Origin of the sequence: Mesorhizobium sp. YIM 152430 (genome assembly GCF_029210365.1) — a bacterium.
Taxonomy (GTDB): Bacteria; Pseudomonadota; Alphaproteobacteria; order Rhizobiales; family Rhizobiaceae; genus Aliihoeflea.
Genome location: NZ_JARGES010000027.1, coordinates 296765 through 312011, shown reverse-complemented (window position 1 = coordinate 312011; position 15247 = coordinate 296765). Strand labels below are relative to the sequence as shown.

The 15247-nt window shown below is 63.4% G+C and carries 15 protein-coding genes; 2 read left to right on the top strand and 13 right to left on the bottom strand.

Annotated elements, in window-relative coordinates; genetic code table 11:
- Positions 1-81 precede the first annotated feature (81 nt).
- The 3 genes from ntrC to dusB are packed head-to-tail and all read right to left on the bottom strand — an operon-like array spanning position 82 to position 3679.
- Positions 82-1548 (bottom strand): nitrogen regulation protein NR(I), encoded by a 1467-nt coding sequence (gene ntrC / locus PZ895_RS09275; RefSeq protein WP_275838731.1) that lies wholly within the window; start codon positions 1546-1548, stop codon positions 82-84.
- On the bottom strand, positions 1545-2669 hold the full coding sequence (locus tag PZ895_RS09270; RefSeq protein ID WP_275838730.1) for a nitrogen regulation protein NR(II): 1125 nt from the start codon (positions 2667-2669) through the stop codon (positions 1545-1547). The genes ntrC and PZ895_RS09270 overlap by 4 nt, the downstream gene beginning before the upstream one ends.
- Positions 2666-3679 (bottom strand): tRNA dihydrouridine synthase DusB, encoded by a 1014-nt coding sequence (gene dusB, locus PZ895_RS09265; RefSeq protein ID WP_275838729.1) that lies wholly within the window; start codon positions 3677-3679, stop codon positions 2666-2668. The genes PZ895_RS09270 and dusB overlap by 4 nt, the downstream gene beginning before the upstream one ends.
- 134 nt (positions 3680-3813) lie before the next feature.
- Between dusB and PZ895_RS09260 the strand changes: the two genes are divergently transcribed.
- Both PZ895_RS09260 and PZ895_RS09255 read left to right on the top strand, forming a co-directional pair.
- Complete coding sequence (locus PZ895_RS09260; RefSeq protein ID WP_275838728.1) at positions 3814-5016, top strand: bifunctional 2-C-methyl-D-erythritol 4-phosphate cytidylyltransferase/2-C-methyl-D-erythritol 2,4-cyclodiphosphate synthase; 1203 nt, start codon at positions 3814-3816, stop codon at positions 5014-5016.
- Positions 5013-5501, top strand: a complete 489-nt coding sequence (locus PZ895_RS09255; protein ID WP_275838727.1) for a CinA family protein — start codon at positions 5013-5015, stop codon at positions 5499-5501. Before PZ895_RS09260 ends, PZ895_RS09255 begins: the two co-directional genes overlap by 4 nt.
- On the opposite strand, the gene PZ895_RS09250 is transcribed toward PZ895_RS09255, so the two are convergent.
- From PZ895_RS09250 to eno, 10 genes are all read right to left on the bottom strand, one after another.
- Entirely contained in the window at positions 5493-5951 is a 459-nt protein-coding gene (locus PZ895_RS09250) for a type II toxin-antitoxin system RatA family toxin (protein WP_275838726.1), read from the bottom strand. The two genes, PZ895_RS09255 and PZ895_RS09250, sit on opposite strands and share 9 nt — an antisense overlap.
- A 2-nt stretch (positions 5952-5953) precedes the next feature.
- Positions 5954-6916, bottom strand: coding sequence for a lipoyl synthase (gene lipA, locus PZ895_RS09245; RefSeq protein ID WP_275838725.1), 963 nt, complete (start codon positions 6914-6916; stop codon positions 5954-5956).
- A gap of 121 nt (positions 6917-7037) precedes the next feature.
- The gene (locus PZ895_RS09240) at positions 7038-7292 is read right to left on the bottom strand and encodes a GlsB/YeaQ/YmgE family stress response membrane protein (RefSeq protein ID WP_275838724.1); all 255 of its coding nucleotides are present in this window, start codon (positions 7290-7292) and stop codon (positions 7038-7040) included.
- A gap of 88 nt (positions 7293-7380) precedes the next feature.
- Complete coding sequence (lpdA, locus tag PZ895_RS09235) at positions 7381-8829, bottom strand: dihydrolipoyl dehydrogenase (RefSeq protein ID WP_275838723.1); 1449 nt, start codon at positions 8827-8829, stop codon at positions 7381-7383.
- 9 nt (positions 8830-8838) lie between these two features.
- Positions 8839-9480: an SGNH/GDSL hydrolase family protein gene (locus PZ895_RS09230; protein WP_275838722.1), complete on the bottom strand. Its 642-nt coding sequence runs from the start codon at positions 9478-9480 to the stop codon at positions 8839-8841.
- A gap of 14 nt (positions 9481-9494) precedes the next feature.
- Positions 9495-10808 (bottom strand): pyruvate dehydrogenase complex dihydrolipoamide acetyltransferase, encoded by a 1314-nt coding sequence (locus PZ895_RS09225; RefSeq protein WP_275838721.1) that lies wholly within the window; start codon positions 10806-10808, stop codon positions 9495-9497.
- A gap of 13 nt (positions 10809-10821) precedes the next feature.
- A complete protein-coding gene (locus PZ895_RS09220; RefSeq protein ID WP_275838720.1) occupies positions 10822-12246 on the bottom strand; it encodes a pyruvate dehydrogenase complex E1 component subunit beta in 1425 nt (474 codons plus the stop codon).
- A 12-nt stretch (positions 12247-12258) separates the two neighbouring features.
- On the bottom strand, positions 12259-13299 hold the full coding sequence (gene pdhA, locus PZ895_RS09215; RefSeq protein ID WP_275838719.1) for a pyruvate dehydrogenase (acetyl-transferring) E1 component subunit alpha: 1041 nt from the start codon (positions 13297-13299) through the stop codon (positions 12259-12261).
- 177 nt (positions 13300-13476) lie between these two features.
- Positions 13477-13791: a septum formation initiator family protein gene (locus PZ895_RS09210; RefSeq protein ID WP_275838718.1), complete on the bottom strand. Its 315-nt coding sequence runs from the start codon at positions 13789-13791 to the stop codon at positions 13477-13479.
- Between the two features lie 51 nt (positions 13792-13842).
- A complete protein-coding gene (gene eno, locus PZ895_RS09205; protein WP_275838717.1) occupies positions 13843-15129 on the bottom strand; it encodes a phosphopyruvate hydratase in 1287 nt (428 codons plus the stop codon).
- Between the last annotated feature and the right edge of the window lie 118 nt (positions 15130-15247).

The following is a 15247-nucleotide window of genomic DNA, read 5'->3' as shown; positions in this document are numbered from 1 at the left end:
CGTGCTCAATGTGCCCGGCAAGCGACGAGTCTATGCATCGCATTGTGGCCATTGTGCAACATTTTTGGCAATGACAGAAGGCTATCCGCCGTTTTGTCCCTTGGCGCCGCGATAGACATTGACGCCAAGCTCACGGATCTTCTTGCGCAGCGTGTTGCGGTTGAGGCCGAGGAGTTCGGCCGCCTTGATCTGATTGCCGCGCGTCGCCGTCATCGAGGCCAGGACAAGCGGATATTCGACCTCGGTCAGGATGCGATGATAGAGGCCCGGCGGCGGCAATTCGGTTCCGAAGCTGGAGAAGTAGCGCTGCAAATGAAGCTCGACGGCCTGCGAGATGGTCAGTTGATCGCCATTCGGGCCCGCCGCCGTTCCGTCATTGGCCTGCGCGGTCTGGAGCTCGGATTCGATAATCTCGGCGGCGATGTCGTCCTGCGGATAAAGGGCCGAAAGGCGGCGGACGAGGTTTTCCAGTTCGCGCACGTTGCCCGGCCAGGGGTAACGCTTCATCAGTTCGATGCCGGCGGGCGCGATGCGCTTGGTCGAAAGCCCCTCGCTTTCGGCCTGCTTGAAGAAGTGGCGGACGAGGTCCGGCACGTCCTCCGAACGTTCGCGCAGCGGCGGCAGGCGCAAAGGCACCACGTTCAGCCGGTAGAACAGATCCTCGCGGAAGAGCCCCTGATTGATGAGCGTGCGCAGATCCTTGTTGGTCGCCGCGACGATGCGCACGTCGGTCCGGATCGGCGTGCGACCGCCGACCGTCGTGTATTCGCCCTGCTGGAGCACGCGCAGAAGGCGCGTCTGCGCCTCCATCGGCATGTCGCCGATCTCGTCGAGGAAGAGTGTGCCGCCTTCGGCCTGCTCGAACCGTCCCGACGAGCGGTTCTGCGCGCCGGTGAAGGCGCCCTTCTCGTGGCCGAACAGTTCCGATTCGATCAGATCACGCGGGATCGCGGCCATGTTGATCGCCACGAAGGGGCCGTTGCGGCGGCGACCATATTCGTGAAGCGCGCGGGCGACCAGTTCCTTGCCGGTGCCCGATTCGCCCGAGATCATGACCGTCAGGTCGGTCTGCATCATTCGGGCGAGCATTCGGTAGATGTCCTGCATCGCAGCGGACCTGCCGACGAGCGGCATCGATTCGGGCTGCTCCTCGCTGCGCACCTCGCTCTTGACGCGTTTTGGCTCAGACAAGGCGCGGGTGACGATTTGCAGAAGTTCGGTCAGGTCGAACGGTTTCGGCAGATATTCATAGGCGCCGGTTTCCGAGGCACGGATCGCGGTCATGAACGTGTTCTGCGCGCTCATAACGACGACCGGCAGGTCCGGCCGCGCCTTCTTGATGCGCGGCAGCATGTCGAAGGCGTTTTCGTCCGGCATCACGACGTCGGTGATGACGAGGTCGCCTTCGCCAGCCGCGATCCAGCGCCAGAGCGTCGACGCATTCGACGTGACGCGGACCTCATGCCCGACGCGGGACAGGGCCTGGTTGAGGACGGTGCGGATCGCCGCATCGTCGTCGGCGACAAGAATGTTGCCGCGAACGGTCATGCTGTCTGCTCCTGATAATCGCGCGTTGCGCCGCCCCGTGGCTCCCTCCAGGTCGGCATCAAGATGCGGAAGGTCGTGCCGCGGCCTGTCGAATCGCATTCGATGACGCCGCCATGCTCGCCGACGATCTTGGCGACGAGTGCAAGGCCAAGGCCCGATCCGTTCTGCTTGGTGGAGATGAAAGGATCGAAGAGGATCGGGCGGATGTCTTCCGAGACACCGGGGCCATTGTCGTGAACGCAAAATTCGAGCGGCAGGGAGATACGTTCCCGCGTTCCGGGAACGGCGATCCTCATACCCGGGCGAAATGCGGTCGAGAGCGTGATTTCACCTGACGGTTCGTTTCCAATGGCTTCGGCGGCGTTTTTCACCAGATTTAGGAAGACCTGGATCAACTGGTCACGATTGGCAAAGACGGGCGGCAGCGACGGATCGTAGTCCTCGACGATCTTGATGCGGCTGGCAAATCCGTTGCGCGCGATCGCCTTCACATGGTCGAGCACGACATGGATGTTGACCGGATGACGGTCGATCGGTCGTTCGTCCGAGAAGATTTCCATGCGGTCGACCAGCGAGACGATGCGGTCGGTTTCGTCCTGGATCAGTCGAGTGAGCGCCCGGTCCTCGTCGCCGACTGCGGTTTCCAGCAATTGCGCGGCGCCGCGAATGCCCGAAAGCGGGTTCTTGATCTCATGCGCCAGCATGGCGGCGAGCCCCGTTACAGAGCGCGCCGCGCCGCGATGGGTCATCTGGCGGTCGATCTTGTCGGCCATCGAGCGTTCCTGGAACATGACGACCACCGCGCCGGGAATCTCGGCGATCGGCGAGGCATGGAGGTCGACCAGCCGATCGGTTCCGAGGCGCGGCGAGGAGATGTCGACGCGATATTCGTTGAAGGGCGCGCGCCGCTCGCGGACCTGGTTGATCAGGGTGATGAGCGGGCTGCCGAAGGGCACGAAACGCTCGATCGGATCGCGCGAGAGCAGCGAAGCGCTCGAACGGAAAAAGTCCTCCGCGTCGGCATTGGCGAAAACGATGCGGCTTTCCGAATCGACCATGATGACCGGATGGCGGATCGCGTTGAGGATCAACAGAGCGGAGTTGAGTGCGGGCTGGCTCATGCGGCGGCTGCAAGTGACGGGGCGGCGAACGCCTCGCGCAGGCTCGATATGACAGCGCGCGGATCGAGGCCGGTCATGATGGCGGTTCTCATGGAAGGATCGGTGTGCGGCGCGTGGCGGTCGAGATACCAGCCGAGATGCTTGCGCGCATGGCGCAGGCCCTGTCCCGTGCCATAAAGCGTCAGCATGTCCTCGTAATGGGCGACCACGTAGTCGACGAGTTCCGACTCGCCGGGAATAGCGTGGACGGGCGAGCCGCCGGAGGCCTCGACGATCCGGGCGCCCGCCCACGGCGCGCCATAATGGCCGCGGCCGACCATGACGGCATCGGCGCCGGACAGCATGAGCGCACACCTTGCGGTCGCAGCATCGGCGATGTCGCCATTGACGACGAGCGGTACCGAAATCGCGTCCTTGACGGCGCGGATCGCCTCCCAGTCCGCTTTGCCTTTGTAGAACTGCTCACGCGTGCGACCGTGGACGGTGATCATGCATACGCCGGCGGCGACCGCGCGCGCGGCGATGGCGGGCGCGTTGAGGCTTTCGGAATCCCATCCAAGCCGCATCTTGACCGTCACCGGCACGTCGACCGCGTCGACGACGGCTTCGATCAACGACAGCGCATGATCGGGCTCGCGCATCAGCGCCGAGCCGCAATAGCCGCCGGTGACCTTCTTGGCCGGGCAGCCCATGTTGATGTCGATGATGTCGGCGCCCTCGCCTGTCGCGATGCGCGCACCCTCGGCCATCCAATGCGCATCGCGCCCGGCCAGTTGGACGACGTGTGTCTCGACATCGGGACGGCGGATGCGGCGTTCCGACTCGGCACGGCCGCGCGCGAGTTCGCCGCTTGCGACCATTTCGGAGACGACCATGCCCGCACCGTGCCGGAGTGCGCGGCGGCGCATCGGCTCGTCCGTGACGCCTGACAACGGCGCCAGGAACACCCTGTTCGGGACCGTGACGGTGCCGATCGTCAGTGGTCTTGCCAAGAGGTCAAAATCGGTCATGCACAAAAACCCGGCAGGCATTTATTCTTGCTTATCTGATAGCCATTTTTGCGCGTGACGGCAACTGCCGCATTCGCACGGTCTGGCATTTCTGCAAGGCGCTGATATGTGTGCTCGGCAAGTCGGAGACCAGCATGACCAAGCCGAAAATCGCAGCCATCATCGTCGCCGCAGGGCGGGGCGAGCGCGCAGGTGATCCGCATGAAGGCCCGAAGCAGTATCGGCGCATCGGCGGCAAGGCGGTCCTTGGGCATACGATCGCGACATTTGTGGCGCATCCACAGGTCGGAACGGTCGTTGTCGCGATCCACGCCGACGACAAAAACCTGTATCAGGAGGCCGCCGGCGAGTTTGGAGAGCGCGTGCTCGTCGTGACGGGCGGGGCGACGCGGCAGGCTTCGACATGGAACGCATTGCAGGCGCTCGACGAAGATGCGGCCGATGCGGTTCTCGTTCATGACGGCGTACGGCCGTTTGTCGATGCGGCGATGATTTCGCGGGTCATCGGCGGAATCGATGCGCAAGCGGGTTGTCTCCCCGCGCTCACCGTTTCCGATACGCTGAAGGAAACCGGCCCGGACGGTCTTGTCGCGCGCACGGTTTCACGCGCGGGGCTCTTCGGGGCGCAGACTCCGCAGGGCTTTCCCTTGCCGGCCTTCCATGCCGCCCATGCCCGAGCCGCGGCCGAGGGACGAGACGACTTCACCGATGATGCAGCAATTGCCGAATGGGCCGGCATTCCCGTGCGTCTCGTCGAAGGCTCGCCCGACAATGTCAAACTGACCTGGGCGCGCGACATCGCCAATGCCGACCAGAAACTGAGGATTGACGCGACGATGTTTCCAGACATTCGCACCGGCAATGGCTATGACGTCCACTCCTTCGAGCCGGGCGACGCTGTCGTCCTGTGCGGTGTCGCGATTCCGCACGACAGGAAGCTGTCGGGTCATTCGGACGCCGATGTCGGCCTCCATGCCCTGACCGACGCGCTTTTGGCCACCTGCGGCGCCGGCGATATCGGCACGCACTTTCCGCCGTCCGATCCGCAATGGAAGGGCGCGGCTTCGCACATCTTCGTCGAAGAGGCGGCGCGGATCGTTCGCGCGCGAAAGGGCCGGATTGCCAATGCCGACATCACCTTGATTTGCGAAGCGCCGCGGATTGGTCCATTTAGACAGTCAATGACGGATGCGCTCGTCGCCATGCTGAAGATTTCGCCTGACCGGGTCTCGATCAAGGCGACGACGAACGAGAGACTCGGTTTCGTCGGCCGGGGCGAAGGCATCGCCGCCATCGCCACCGCGACCGTTGCCTATCCAGGAGTGCTGCCAGAATGATGAGTGTGCTGCCCGAACTCGCCCAGGACTTTCTCGACGCCTGCAAACGCCAGGGCGTGCTGGCCGCCACGGCCGAATCGTGTACCGGCGGGCAGATCATCGCGCTCCTGACCGACATCCCCGGCGCCTCGTCGATGATCGATTGCGGCTTCGTCACCTATTCCAACGAGGCCAAGCAGAAGATGCTGGGCGTGAAGGCGGAAACGCTCGAAGCGCATGGCGCGGTGTCGGCCGAGACGGCGCGCGAGATGGCAGAAGGTGCGCTGAAGAAATCGCGCGCGGGCATTTCGCTCGCGGTCACCGGCATTGCCGGGCCGGATGGCGGCAGCGCGGAAAAGCCGGTCGGGCTCGTCTGGTTCGCGATCGCTCGCAAGGGGCACCCCACGCGCGTCCAAAAGCGCCAGTTCGAAGATGGCGGCCGCGACCATATCCGGTCCGAGACCGCCCGCACCGCGCTGGTGATGGGAATTTCCGCGCTAAGCTGAAGGGCTCGCGTAGATTTCGTCGGCACGCTTTTCGAAGGCTTCGGCGAACATGCGGAAGGCACGGTCGAACATCGCGCCCATCATCGCGCCGAGGATTCGGCTCTTGAACTCGTAGTCGATGAAGAAATGAACCGCCGTGCCGCCACCTTCCATGGCCTCGAAATGCCAGCGATTGTCGAGATAGCGGAACGGACCGTCGACATAGGAGACGTCGATGACGCTCTCGGCGGGCTTCAGGACGACATTGCTGGTGAAGGTCTCGCGCAGTGCCTTGTAGCCGACGGTCATATCGGCGATCAGCATCGTCAGGCCGTGGCGTTCCTTCTTCGAGCGCACCGACAAGGCCTCGCACATCGGCAAGAACTGAGGGTATTTCTCGACATCGGCGACGAGCGCGAACATCTGCTCGGGGCTATGGCGAACCCGCCGCGTGGTCTCGTATTTCGGCATGGTCAGGCGGCGGCAAGCTTTGCGGCACGCGCCGCCTTCAGGCGGGCGAAATCGTCGCCGGCATGATGCGAGGAACGCGTCAGCGGGCTCGACGCGACCATCAGGAAGCCCTTGGAATATGCAACCGTCTCGAAGGATTTGAACTCTTCGGGCGTGACGAACTTCTTGACCGCATGATGCTTGCGCGAAGGCGCGAGATATTGCCCGATGGTGATGAAATCGACGTCGGCGGAGCGCAGATCGTCCATCAACTGGAGGACTTCGTTTCGCTCCTCGCCAAGCCCGACCATGATGCCTGACTTGGTAAAGATGGTCGGGTCGATCTCCTTGACCTGCTGCAACAGCCTGATCGAATGGAAGTAGCGGGCGCCGGGACGGACCGTCAGGTAGTTCGACGGCACGGTTTCCAGATTGTGGTTGAAGACGTCTGGGCGGGCCGCGACCACGATCTCCATCGCACCCTTCTTGCGCAGGAAGTCGGGCGTCAGGATTTCGATCGTGGTGCCGGGCGCCGCCGCGCGGATCGCATGGATCACTTCGGCGAAATGTTGCGCGCCGCCATCCGCCAGATCGTCGCGGTCGACCGAGGTGATGACGACATGGTTGAGCCCCATCTGCGCCACTGCGCGGCCGACGCTGGCGGGTTCTTCCGGGTCGAGCGGCATCGGGATGCCTGTCGCCACGTTGCAGAAAGCGCAGGCGCGGGTGCAGATCTCGCCCATGATCATGAAGGTGGCGTGCTTCTTGTCCCAGCATTCGCCGATATTGGGGCAGCCCGCTTCCTCGCAGACCGTGACGAGCCTGTTCGACTTCACGATCTCGCGGGTTTCAAGATAGCCCTTCGACACCGGCGCCTTGACCCTGATCCATTCGGGCTTGCGCAGTACGTCCTGATCGGGCCGGTGGGCCTTTTCCGGGTGGCGCGGGCGCGGGCGGTTGAGCGTGGTGTCGAGTACGGTGACCATGAATGCTCCGGTTCGGTTATCGCCGGTTGTCGTCACCTTGTTCTATAAGGATTTCGCTAGAAGAATGTAAGGCCGCCATGGAGCATGGCGGCCTTGCACGAAATGCGTATCGAGCGTTCGTTTATCGCCGTATCGCGCGCGCGATCGCGATAAGCAGGCAGGCACCGATAAAGCCGACGATGAGATAGATCAGCACGCCGGTTCCGGTGTAGATGCCCAGGATGCTGAGCAGGAAATTCAGGAACGCCGCACCGATGATGCCGAGGATGATGTTCATGAAAAGGCCCATATTGGACTTCATGAACTGTTCGGCGAGCCAGCCGGCAATGCCGCCCACGATGATTGCGCCCAGAAGGCCCATTCCGTTCAGATCCATTCCACTCTCCTAGTTTTGCGGGATCAGTCTGCCGGGGAAACGCAGAAATGCGGCGTCGGTTCCGGGCGAATCGTTTGAAAATGCTAATTTAGGCGTTCAGCGCGCGGCCATAGGCATCCAGCACGCTCTCCTTCATCATCTCCGACAAAGTGGGATGCGGGAAGACAGTGTGCATGAGTTCTTCTTCGGTGGTTTCGAGGTTCATCGCGACGACGAAACCCTGAATGAGTTCGGTCACTTCCGCACCGACCATATGCGCTCCGAGAAGCTCGCCGGTCTTCCTGTCGAAGATGGTCTTGATCATGCCCTGATCCTCGCCGAGCGCTATGGCCTTGCCGTTGGCGGCGAATGAAAAGCGGCCGACGCGGATGTCGCGACCGGCTTCCTTGGCCCTGGCTTCCGTCAACCCGACGGACGCCACCTGCGGATGGCAATAGGTGCAGCCGGGAATCTTGCCCTTGTCGAGCGCATGGACGCCCTTCACGCCGGCGATCTTCTCGATGCAGATGACGCCTTCATGCTCGGCCTTGTGGGCGAGCATCGGTGCGCCGGCGACATCGCCGATGGCGTAGACGCCCTCGACATTGGTCTTGCCGTGGCCGTCGACGACAATTGTGCCGCGCTCGACCTTCACGCCAACTTCCTCGAGGCCGAGATTCTCGACATTGCCCTGGACGCCGACGGCCGAAATCAGGCGGTCGGCGGTGATCTTCTGGACCTTGCCGTCCTTGGTCTCGACATGGGCAGTGACGGAACTGCCGGATTTCTCGACCTTGGTCACCTTCGCTTCGAGCAGGAACTTCATGCCCTGCTTCTCGAGTTGCTTTTGCGCCAGCTTGGAAATCTCGGCATCCTCGACCGGCATGATCTGCGGCAGGAGTTCGACGACCGTCACGTCGGCGCCCATGGAGCGGTAGAAGGAGGCGAATTCGATGCCGATCGCGCCCGAACCCATGACGATCAGAGATTTCGGCATCTCCTTCGGCACCATGGCCTCGAAATAGGTCCAGATCAGCTTACCGTCCGGCTCGATGCCGGGCAGGACGCGCGGGCGCGCACCGGTCGCGACGATGATGTGCCTAGCCGAATAGGTGCCCTCGCCCTTGGTGCCCTTCGGCGCAGGATGCTGCGGCTCCATCGGCTTCTTCGACGATTTCGAGACGACCACCTTGCCGCCCCTGGCAAGCTTCGCCTCGCCCCAGATCACGTCGACCTTGTTCTTCTTCATTAGGAAGCCGACGCCGCCATTCAGCCGCGCCGAGACGCCGCGCGAGCGCTCGACGACCGCTTTAACGTCCGCCTTCACCTCGCCGGAAATCGTCAGGCCGTAATTCCTGGCGTGCTCGGCATAGTGCTTGATCTCCGCCGAGCGCAGCAGCGCCTTGGTCGGGATGCAGCCCCAGTTCAGGCAGATGCCGCCCAGATGCTCGCGCTCGACGATGGCCGTCTTGAAACCGAGCTGGGCCGAACGCACGGCGGTCACGTAGCCGCCGGGCCCCGAGCCGATGATGATGACGTCGTAGTCGGTATCCGCCATGGCAGGCTCCTAGATTCCGAGCATCATGCGGACGATGGGCTCCAGCCCCCGCCCGATGGCGCGCGTGTTTTCCGCATCAAGGTGAACGCCGTCGACCGGCGTCGTTTGCGCGACCGAGCCGGCATCGAAGAAGCCGCAGCCCCATTCGTCGGCGAGATCGGCGTAGAAACTGGCAAGCATCCGCGACTGCTCGACGCCGCCGGCGAACATGGCGCTGTATTCGGTGTTGGCCGTCTCGCAAAGCGGCGGCGGCGCGACGATGAGCACCGCCGGCGGCTCGGACTGGCCGTCGCGCATGGCGTTGAACTTCACCAGTTCGACCAGCCGCCGCATCCCCTGCATCGCGGCAAGCGCGGTGCCGGCGATGGCGGGCTTCATGTCGTTCGAGCCCAGAAGGATGATGACGAGGTCGATCGGCGCGTGGGTGTAGAGCACGGTTGGCAGGATGCGCGCGCCGTTGCGGTCGCAATCGGCCAGATGCTCGTCGAAGGCGGTCGTGCGGCCGCGAAGGCCCTCGGCGATCACCTGGATGTCCGTCCCGAGCGCCGTCTGCAATACGTTCGGCCAGCGATCTGCGAAGTCATGCCGTCCACCGGTTTCGGCGTCGGAGCCCCAGGTGATTGAGTCGCCGTAGCAGAGGATGGTTTTCATCAATGAAGCCCCTGCTAAACCAGCATCCCCATCGGGTTTTCGATCAGCCGCTTGAACGCTGCCAGAAGTTCGGCGCCGAGCGCGCCGTCGACCGCGCGGTGGTCGGTCGAGAGCGTCACCGACATGACATTGGCCACCTTGATCTCGCCGTTCTTCACCACTGCCCGCTCCTCGCCCGCTCCGACCGCAAGGATCGTCGCGTGGGGTGGGTTGATGACGGCGGCGAAGTCCTTGATGCCGAACATGCCGAGATTGGAGACGGCCGTCGTGCCGCCCTGGTATTCTTCCGGCTTCAGCTTCTTGTTACGCGCGCGGGCGGCCATGTCCTTCATCTCGTTGGAGATGGCGGAGAGCGATTTCTGGTCGGCCTTGCGGATGATCGGGGTGATCAGTCCGCCGGGAATGGACACCGCCACGCCGACATCGGCGTGTTTGTGTTTCAGCATCCCACCTTCCGACCACGAGACGTTCGCATCCGGCACGGCGACGAGCGCCATCGCCATCGCCTTGATGACGAGGTCGTTGACCGAGAGCTTGTAGGCCGGCGCCTCGCCCTTTTCGGTCTTCCTGACCGGGGCGGCGTCGTTGATCTGCTTGCGCAGCGCGAGCAGCGCGTCGATCTCGCAGTCGAGCGTCAGGTAGAAATGCGGGACGGTCGACTTCGCCTCGACGAGGCGGCGCGCGATGGTCTTGCGCATATTGTCGTGCGGGACGAGTTCGTAGGAACCTTCCTCGAAGAGCTTGAGGATCGCCTCGTCCGACATGCCCTTGACCGGCGCGGGGGCGGCAGGCGCGGGCTTGGCGGCGCCGCCCTTCGCGGCGGCCTCGACGTCGGCCTTCACCACACGGCCATGCGGGCCGGAGCCGGTGACGGCCGAAAGATCGATGTCGGCATACTTGGCGAGACGGCGCGCGAGCGGCGAGGCGAAGGTGCGTTCGCTGCCGGTGGATTTCTGCGGCGCAGCAGGCGCCTTGGCCTTTGCCTCGGCCTGCTTCGGCTTTTCCGCCGGCGCCGACTCGGCAGCCTTTTCGGGCTTTGCTTCCGACTTCGACGCCTCCGCCTTGGCGGCCGCCCCCGCATCCTCGCCCTCTTCGGCGAGTACGGCAATCAGCGCGTTGACCTTGACGCCTTCGGTACCGGCCGGAACGACAATCTTCGCGACCGTTCCCTCGTCGACGGCTTCGACTTCCATCGTCGCCTTGTCGGTCTCGATCTCGGCGATGACGTCACCGGGCGCGACCTTGTCGCCCTCCTTGACCAGCCATTTGGCCAGATTGCCCTCCTCCATCGTCGGGGAGAGCGCGGGCATGGTGATGTTGATCGGCATGGTCCGCTCTCCCTCAGGCCTTGTAAGTGACGGCCTTCACGGCCTCGACGACCTCGGCGACGCTCGGCAGAGCGAGCTTTTCGAGATTGGCCGCATAGGGCATCGGCACGTCCTTGCCGGCGACGGTGATGATCGGCGCGTCGAGATGGTCGAAGGCGCGCTGCATCACCTGGCTGGCGACATGCTCGCCGACGGAAGATTGCGGGAAGCCTTCCTCGACCGTGACGAGACGATTGGTTTTCTTGACGCTCTCGACAACCGTGTCGATGTCGATCGGACGGATGGTTCGCAGGTCGATGATCTCGACATCGATCCCCTCGCCCGCCAGTTCCTCGGCGGCCTTGACCGCATAGGTCATGCCGATGCCGAAGGAGACGATGGTCGCGTCCTTACCGGTCTTGTGAACGCGCGCCTTGCCGATCGGCAGCACGAAATCATCCATCTTCGGCACGTCGAAGGTCTGGCCGTATAGGATTTCATTTTCAAGGAAGACGACCGGATTCGGATCGCGGATCGCGGCCTTCAACAACCCTTTGGCGTCGGCGGCCGTATAGGGCATGACGACCTTGAGGCCCGGAATGTGGCCATACCAGGCGGCATAGCACTGCGAATGCTGGGCGCCGACGCGCGCCGCCGCGCCGTTCGGGCCGCGGAAGACGATCGGCGCGCCCATCTGGCCGCCGGCCATATAGAGCGTCTTTGCGGCCGAATTGACGAGATGGTCGATCGCCTGCATGGCGAAGTTGAAGGTCATGAATTCGACGATGGGCTTCAGCCCGGCCATCGCCGCACCGACGCCGACGCCCGCAAAGCCGTGCTCGGTGATCGGCGTGTCGACGACGCGCCTGGCGCCGAATTCCTGCAACAGGTTCTGGGTGATCTTGTAGGCACCCTGATATTCGGCGACTTCCTCGCCCATGATGAAGACATCTTCGTCGCGGCGCATTTCCTCGGCCATCGCGTCGCGTAGCGCTTCGCGGACCGTCGTCGGCACCATTTCGGTGCCCTCAGGAATGTCCGGATCGGCGGCAACTTCCGTCTTCGGCGCGGCAGGAACGGATGCGCCGTCCTTCTTGGCAGACGGCTCTTCCGTCGCCTGCTTGTCCTTGCCGCCGGCGGCATCGGCTGTCTGTTCGGGCTCGTCGGAGGATTTGGCGGCAGATTTCGACGCCTTGCCGACGTCGTCGGCGCTTTCGCCTTCTTCGAGCAGGACGGCGATCGGCGTGTTGACCTTCACGCCCTCGGTGCCGGCCGCGATCAGGATCTTGCCGAGCGTGCCTTCATCGACCGCCTCGACTTCCATCGTCGCCTTGTCGGTCTCGATTTCGGCGATGACGTCGCCGGCGACGACCTTGTCGCCTTCGTTCTTCAGCCACTTGGCCAGATTGCCCTCTTCCATGGTCGGCGAGAGCGCGGGCATCAGGATTTCAATCGGCATCGAGCGCGCTCCTCAAAGAAGAATGTCGGTGTAGAGTTCGGACGCATCGGGCTCCGGGTCGTTCTGCGCGAACTCCGCCGAATCGGCGACGATCTCGCGAACCTCCTTGTCGATGGCCTTCAGTTCGTCCTCGGTGGCCCATTTCTTCTCGATCAGCCGCGCTTTCACCTGCTCGATCGGGTCGTGCTCGGAGCGCATCTTCTGCACTTCGTCCTTCGAGCGGTATTTCGCCGGGTCCGACATCGAATGGCCGCGATAGCGATAGGTCTGCATTTCGAGGATCATCGGGCCGTTGCCGGCGCGCGCCCACTCGACCGCCATGTCGCCGGCGGCCTTGACCGCGCGCACGTCCATACCGTCGACCTGGATGCCTGGGATGTTGAAGGAGGCGCCGCGTTGCGAAAAATCGGTCTGCGCGGAGGCACGGGCGACCGAGGTGCCCATCGCGTAGCGGTTGTTCTCGATGATGTAGATCGACGGCAGCTTCCACAGCGCCGCCATGTTGAAGCTCTCATAGACCTGGCCCTGATTGGCCGCGCCGTCGCCGAAATAGACCAGCGAGACGTTGTCGTTCTCGCGGTAGCGGTTGGCGAAGGCCAGGCCGGTGCCGAGCGAGACCTGCCCGCCGACGATGCCGTGTCCGCCGTAGAAATTCTTCTCCTTGGAGAACATATGCATGGAGCCGCCCTTGCCGCGCGAATAGCCGCTGCGGCGCCCGGTCAACTCGGCCATCACGCCGCGCGCGGTCATGCCGGTGGCGAGCATATGGCCATGGTCGCGATAGCCGGTGATCACCTGATCGCCCTCCTTGAGGGCCATCTGCATCCCGGTGACGACCGCTTCCTGGCCGATATAAAGGTGGCAGAAGCCGCCGATGAAGCCCATGCCGTAAAGCTGGCCCGCCTTCTCCTCGAAGCGGCGGATCAGCAGCATGTCGCGATAAGCCTTGTGCTCTTCCTCCTTCGAAAATTCGAGAGGCGGCGGCGTCTTGATCGCAGAAGCGGATTTGGCGTCGGACTTTGCGCGCGACGCCTTCTTGGCGGCTGTTGCCATGCCTTGGTCTCCCGGAGCCTGTCTCTTTGCGGACGACCGGGCATGTGAGCATACCCGGATATTGACCTTAGGCTAGCATGGGGACTTCGTTCCCGCTATGCCGATTTCGCATAGGGGATATTCATCGAAGATGCTGAAAAAACAGTGGAATTAGACGATTAACTTGATTTGAGTTAATCAACGATCGAGGTAGATCACCACCTCGTCGTCGCGCACGAGATCGAGCGCCCGGCGCGCCTGTTCGTCGAGCATGTCGCGCTCGATCGTTCCATCATTGATGAGAACGAGTTTTGTTTCAAGCGCCTCACGCTCTTCGACGAGCCGGTCCAGCTCGGACTGGAGGATGGCGACGCGCTCTTCCAGCCGGTGCTTGGCGTCGATGCCGTATGCCCCATGAAAGGCGTGATAGCCGAAATAGGCCAGAAAGGCCGATGCGACGACCGGCACGATCAGGCGGCCGGTGTTGCGCTGCTTGTGATGACGGGTCCACATGGGGCGATTCCTTGAACAGAACCATGTGAACCCGCCATGCTTAATGGACGGTTACGAAGCGCGTCCCGAACGCAGGATCGAGTGGCCGGCATAGCGCGCCGAGCGGCCCAGTTCCTGCTCGATGCGCAGAAGCTGGTTGTACTTGGCGAGACGGTCCGAGCGGGCGAGCGAACCGGTCTTGATCTGCCCGCAATTGGTTGCGACGGCGAGGTCGGCAATGGTCGAATCCTCGGTCTCGCCCGAGCGGTGCGACATGACGGCGGTGTAGGCCGCCTTGTGCGCTGTCTCGACCGCATCGAGCGTTTCCGACAGGGAGCCGATCTGGTTGACCTTGACGAGGATCGAATTGGCGACGCCCATGCGGATGCCATCCTTGAGGCGAGCCGAATTGGTGACGAAGAGATCGTCGCCAACGAGTTGGACCTTGGCCCCGACGAGATCGGTCAGCGCCTTCCAGCCGTCCCAGTCGTCTTCGCCCATGCCGTCCTCGATCGAGATGATCGGGTAGGCGTCGCACAGCTTGGCGAGATATTCGGCCTGGGCCTGCCCGTCGCGCTTCGTGCCCTCGCCCTCATAGTCGTAGACGCCTTTCTTGAAGAACTCGGTCGCTGCGCAGTCGAGCGCGAGCGCGACGTCCTCGCCGGGCTTGAAGCCGGCCTTCTCGATCGACCTGGTGACGAAATCGAGCGCGTCCTCGGCGCTCTTCAGGTTCGGCGCGAAACCGCCCTCGTCGCCGACATTGGTGTTGTGCCCGGCCTGCTTCAGGTCCTTCTTGAGCGTGTGGAAGATTTCCGCGCCCCAGCGCAGCCCCTCGCGGAAGCTCTCCGCACCGACCGGCATGATCATGAATTCCTGGAAGTCGATCGGATTGTCGGCATGGGCGCCGCCATTGATGATGTTCATCATCGGTACGGGAAGGACATGCGCGCCTGCGCCGCCGACATAGCGGTAGAGCGGCAGGCCGGCGGACTGCGCTGCCGCCTTGGCGACGGCGAGCGAAACGCCGAGGATCGCGTTGGCACCGAGCCGCGCCTTGTTGGGCGTGCCATCCAGATCGATCATGGTGCGGTCGATGTGAAGCTGGTTCTCGGCCTCCATGCCGCCGATCGCCTCGAAGATTTCGCCGTTGGCGGCCTCGACGGCACCCTCGACGCCCTTGCCGAGATAGCGGGCGCCGCCATCGCGCAGTTCGACCGCCTCATGGGCGCCCGTCGACGCGCCCGACGGGACGGCCGCGCGACCGAATGCACCGTCCTCCAGCGTAACGTCGACCTCGACGGTCGGATTGCCACGGCTGTCGAGGATTTCGCGGGCCGTAATGTCGATGATTGCGGTCATGGCGGATGCACCTTTGGCTGGGAATGGTGCCGGTTTCTTAGCGAAAGGCTGCGAAAAGGCAATGACGGCCCAACGCAAAAAGCCCCGCAAGCGGGGCCTTTCGGGATCAATCGATTAG

What these genes read in the sequence shown, in the direction of transcription:
- ntrC (WP_275838731.1), bottom strand. Translation starts at nt 1,548, where the DNA reads ATGACCGTTCGCGGCAACATTCTTGTCGCCGACGACGATGCGGCGATC.
- PZ895_RS09270 (WP_275838730.1), bottom strand. Translation starts at nt 2,669, where the DNA reads ATGAGCCAGCCCGCACTCAACTCCGCTCTGTTGATCCTCAACGCGATC.
- dusB (WP_275838729.1), bottom strand. Translation starts at nt 3,679, where the DNA reads ATGACCGATTTTGACCTCTTGGCAAGACCACTGACGATCGGCACCGTC.
- PZ895_RS09260 (WP_275838728.1), top strand. Translation starts at nt 3,814, where the DNA reads ATGACCAAGCCGAAAATCGCAGCCATCATCGTCGCCGCAGGGCGGGGC.
- PZ895_RS09255 (WP_275838727.1), top strand. Translation starts at nt 5,013, where the DNA reads ATGATGAGTGTGCTGCCCGAACTCGCCCAGGACTTTCTCGACGCCTGC.
- PZ895_RS09250 (WP_275838726.1), bottom strand. Translation starts at nt 5,951, where the DNA reads ATGCCGAAATACGAGACCACGCGGCGGGTTCGCCATAGCCCCGAGCAG.
- lipA (WP_275838725.1), bottom strand. Translation starts at nt 6,916, where the DNA reads ATGGTCACCGTACTCGACACCACGCTCAACCGCCCGCGCCCGCGCCAC.
- PZ895_RS09240 (WP_275838724.1), bottom strand. Translation starts at nt 7,292, where the DNA reads ATGGATCTGAACGGAATGGGCCTTCTGGGCGCAATCATCGTGGGCGGC.
- lpdA (WP_275838723.1), bottom strand. Translation starts at nt 8,829, where the DNA reads ATGGCGGATACCGACTACGACGTCATCATCATCGGCTCGGGGCCCGGC.
- PZ895_RS09230 (WP_275838722.1), bottom strand. Translation starts at nt 9,480, where the DNA reads ATGAAAACCATCCTCTGCTACGGCGACTCAATCACCTGGGGCTCCGAC.
- PZ895_RS09225 (WP_275838721.1), bottom strand. Translation starts at nt 10,808, where the DNA reads ATGCCGATCAACATCACCATGCCCGCGCTCTCCCCGACGATGGAGGAG.
- PZ895_RS09220 (WP_275838720.1), bottom strand. Translation starts at nt 12,246, where the DNA reads ATGCCGATTGAAATCCTGATGCCCGCGCTCTCGCCGACCATGGAAGAG.
- pdhA (WP_275838719.1), bottom strand. Translation starts at nt 13,299, where the DNA reads ATGGCAACAGCCGCCAAGAAGGCGTCGCGCGCAAAGTCCGACGCCAAA.
- PZ895_RS09210 (WP_275838718.1), bottom strand. Translation starts at nt 13,791, where the DNA reads ATGTGGACCCGTCATCACAAGCAGCGCAACACCGGCCGCCTGATCGTG.
- eno (WP_275838717.1), bottom strand. Translation starts at nt 15,129, where the DNA reads ATGACCGCAATCATCGACATTACGGCCCGCGAAATCCTCGACAGCCGT.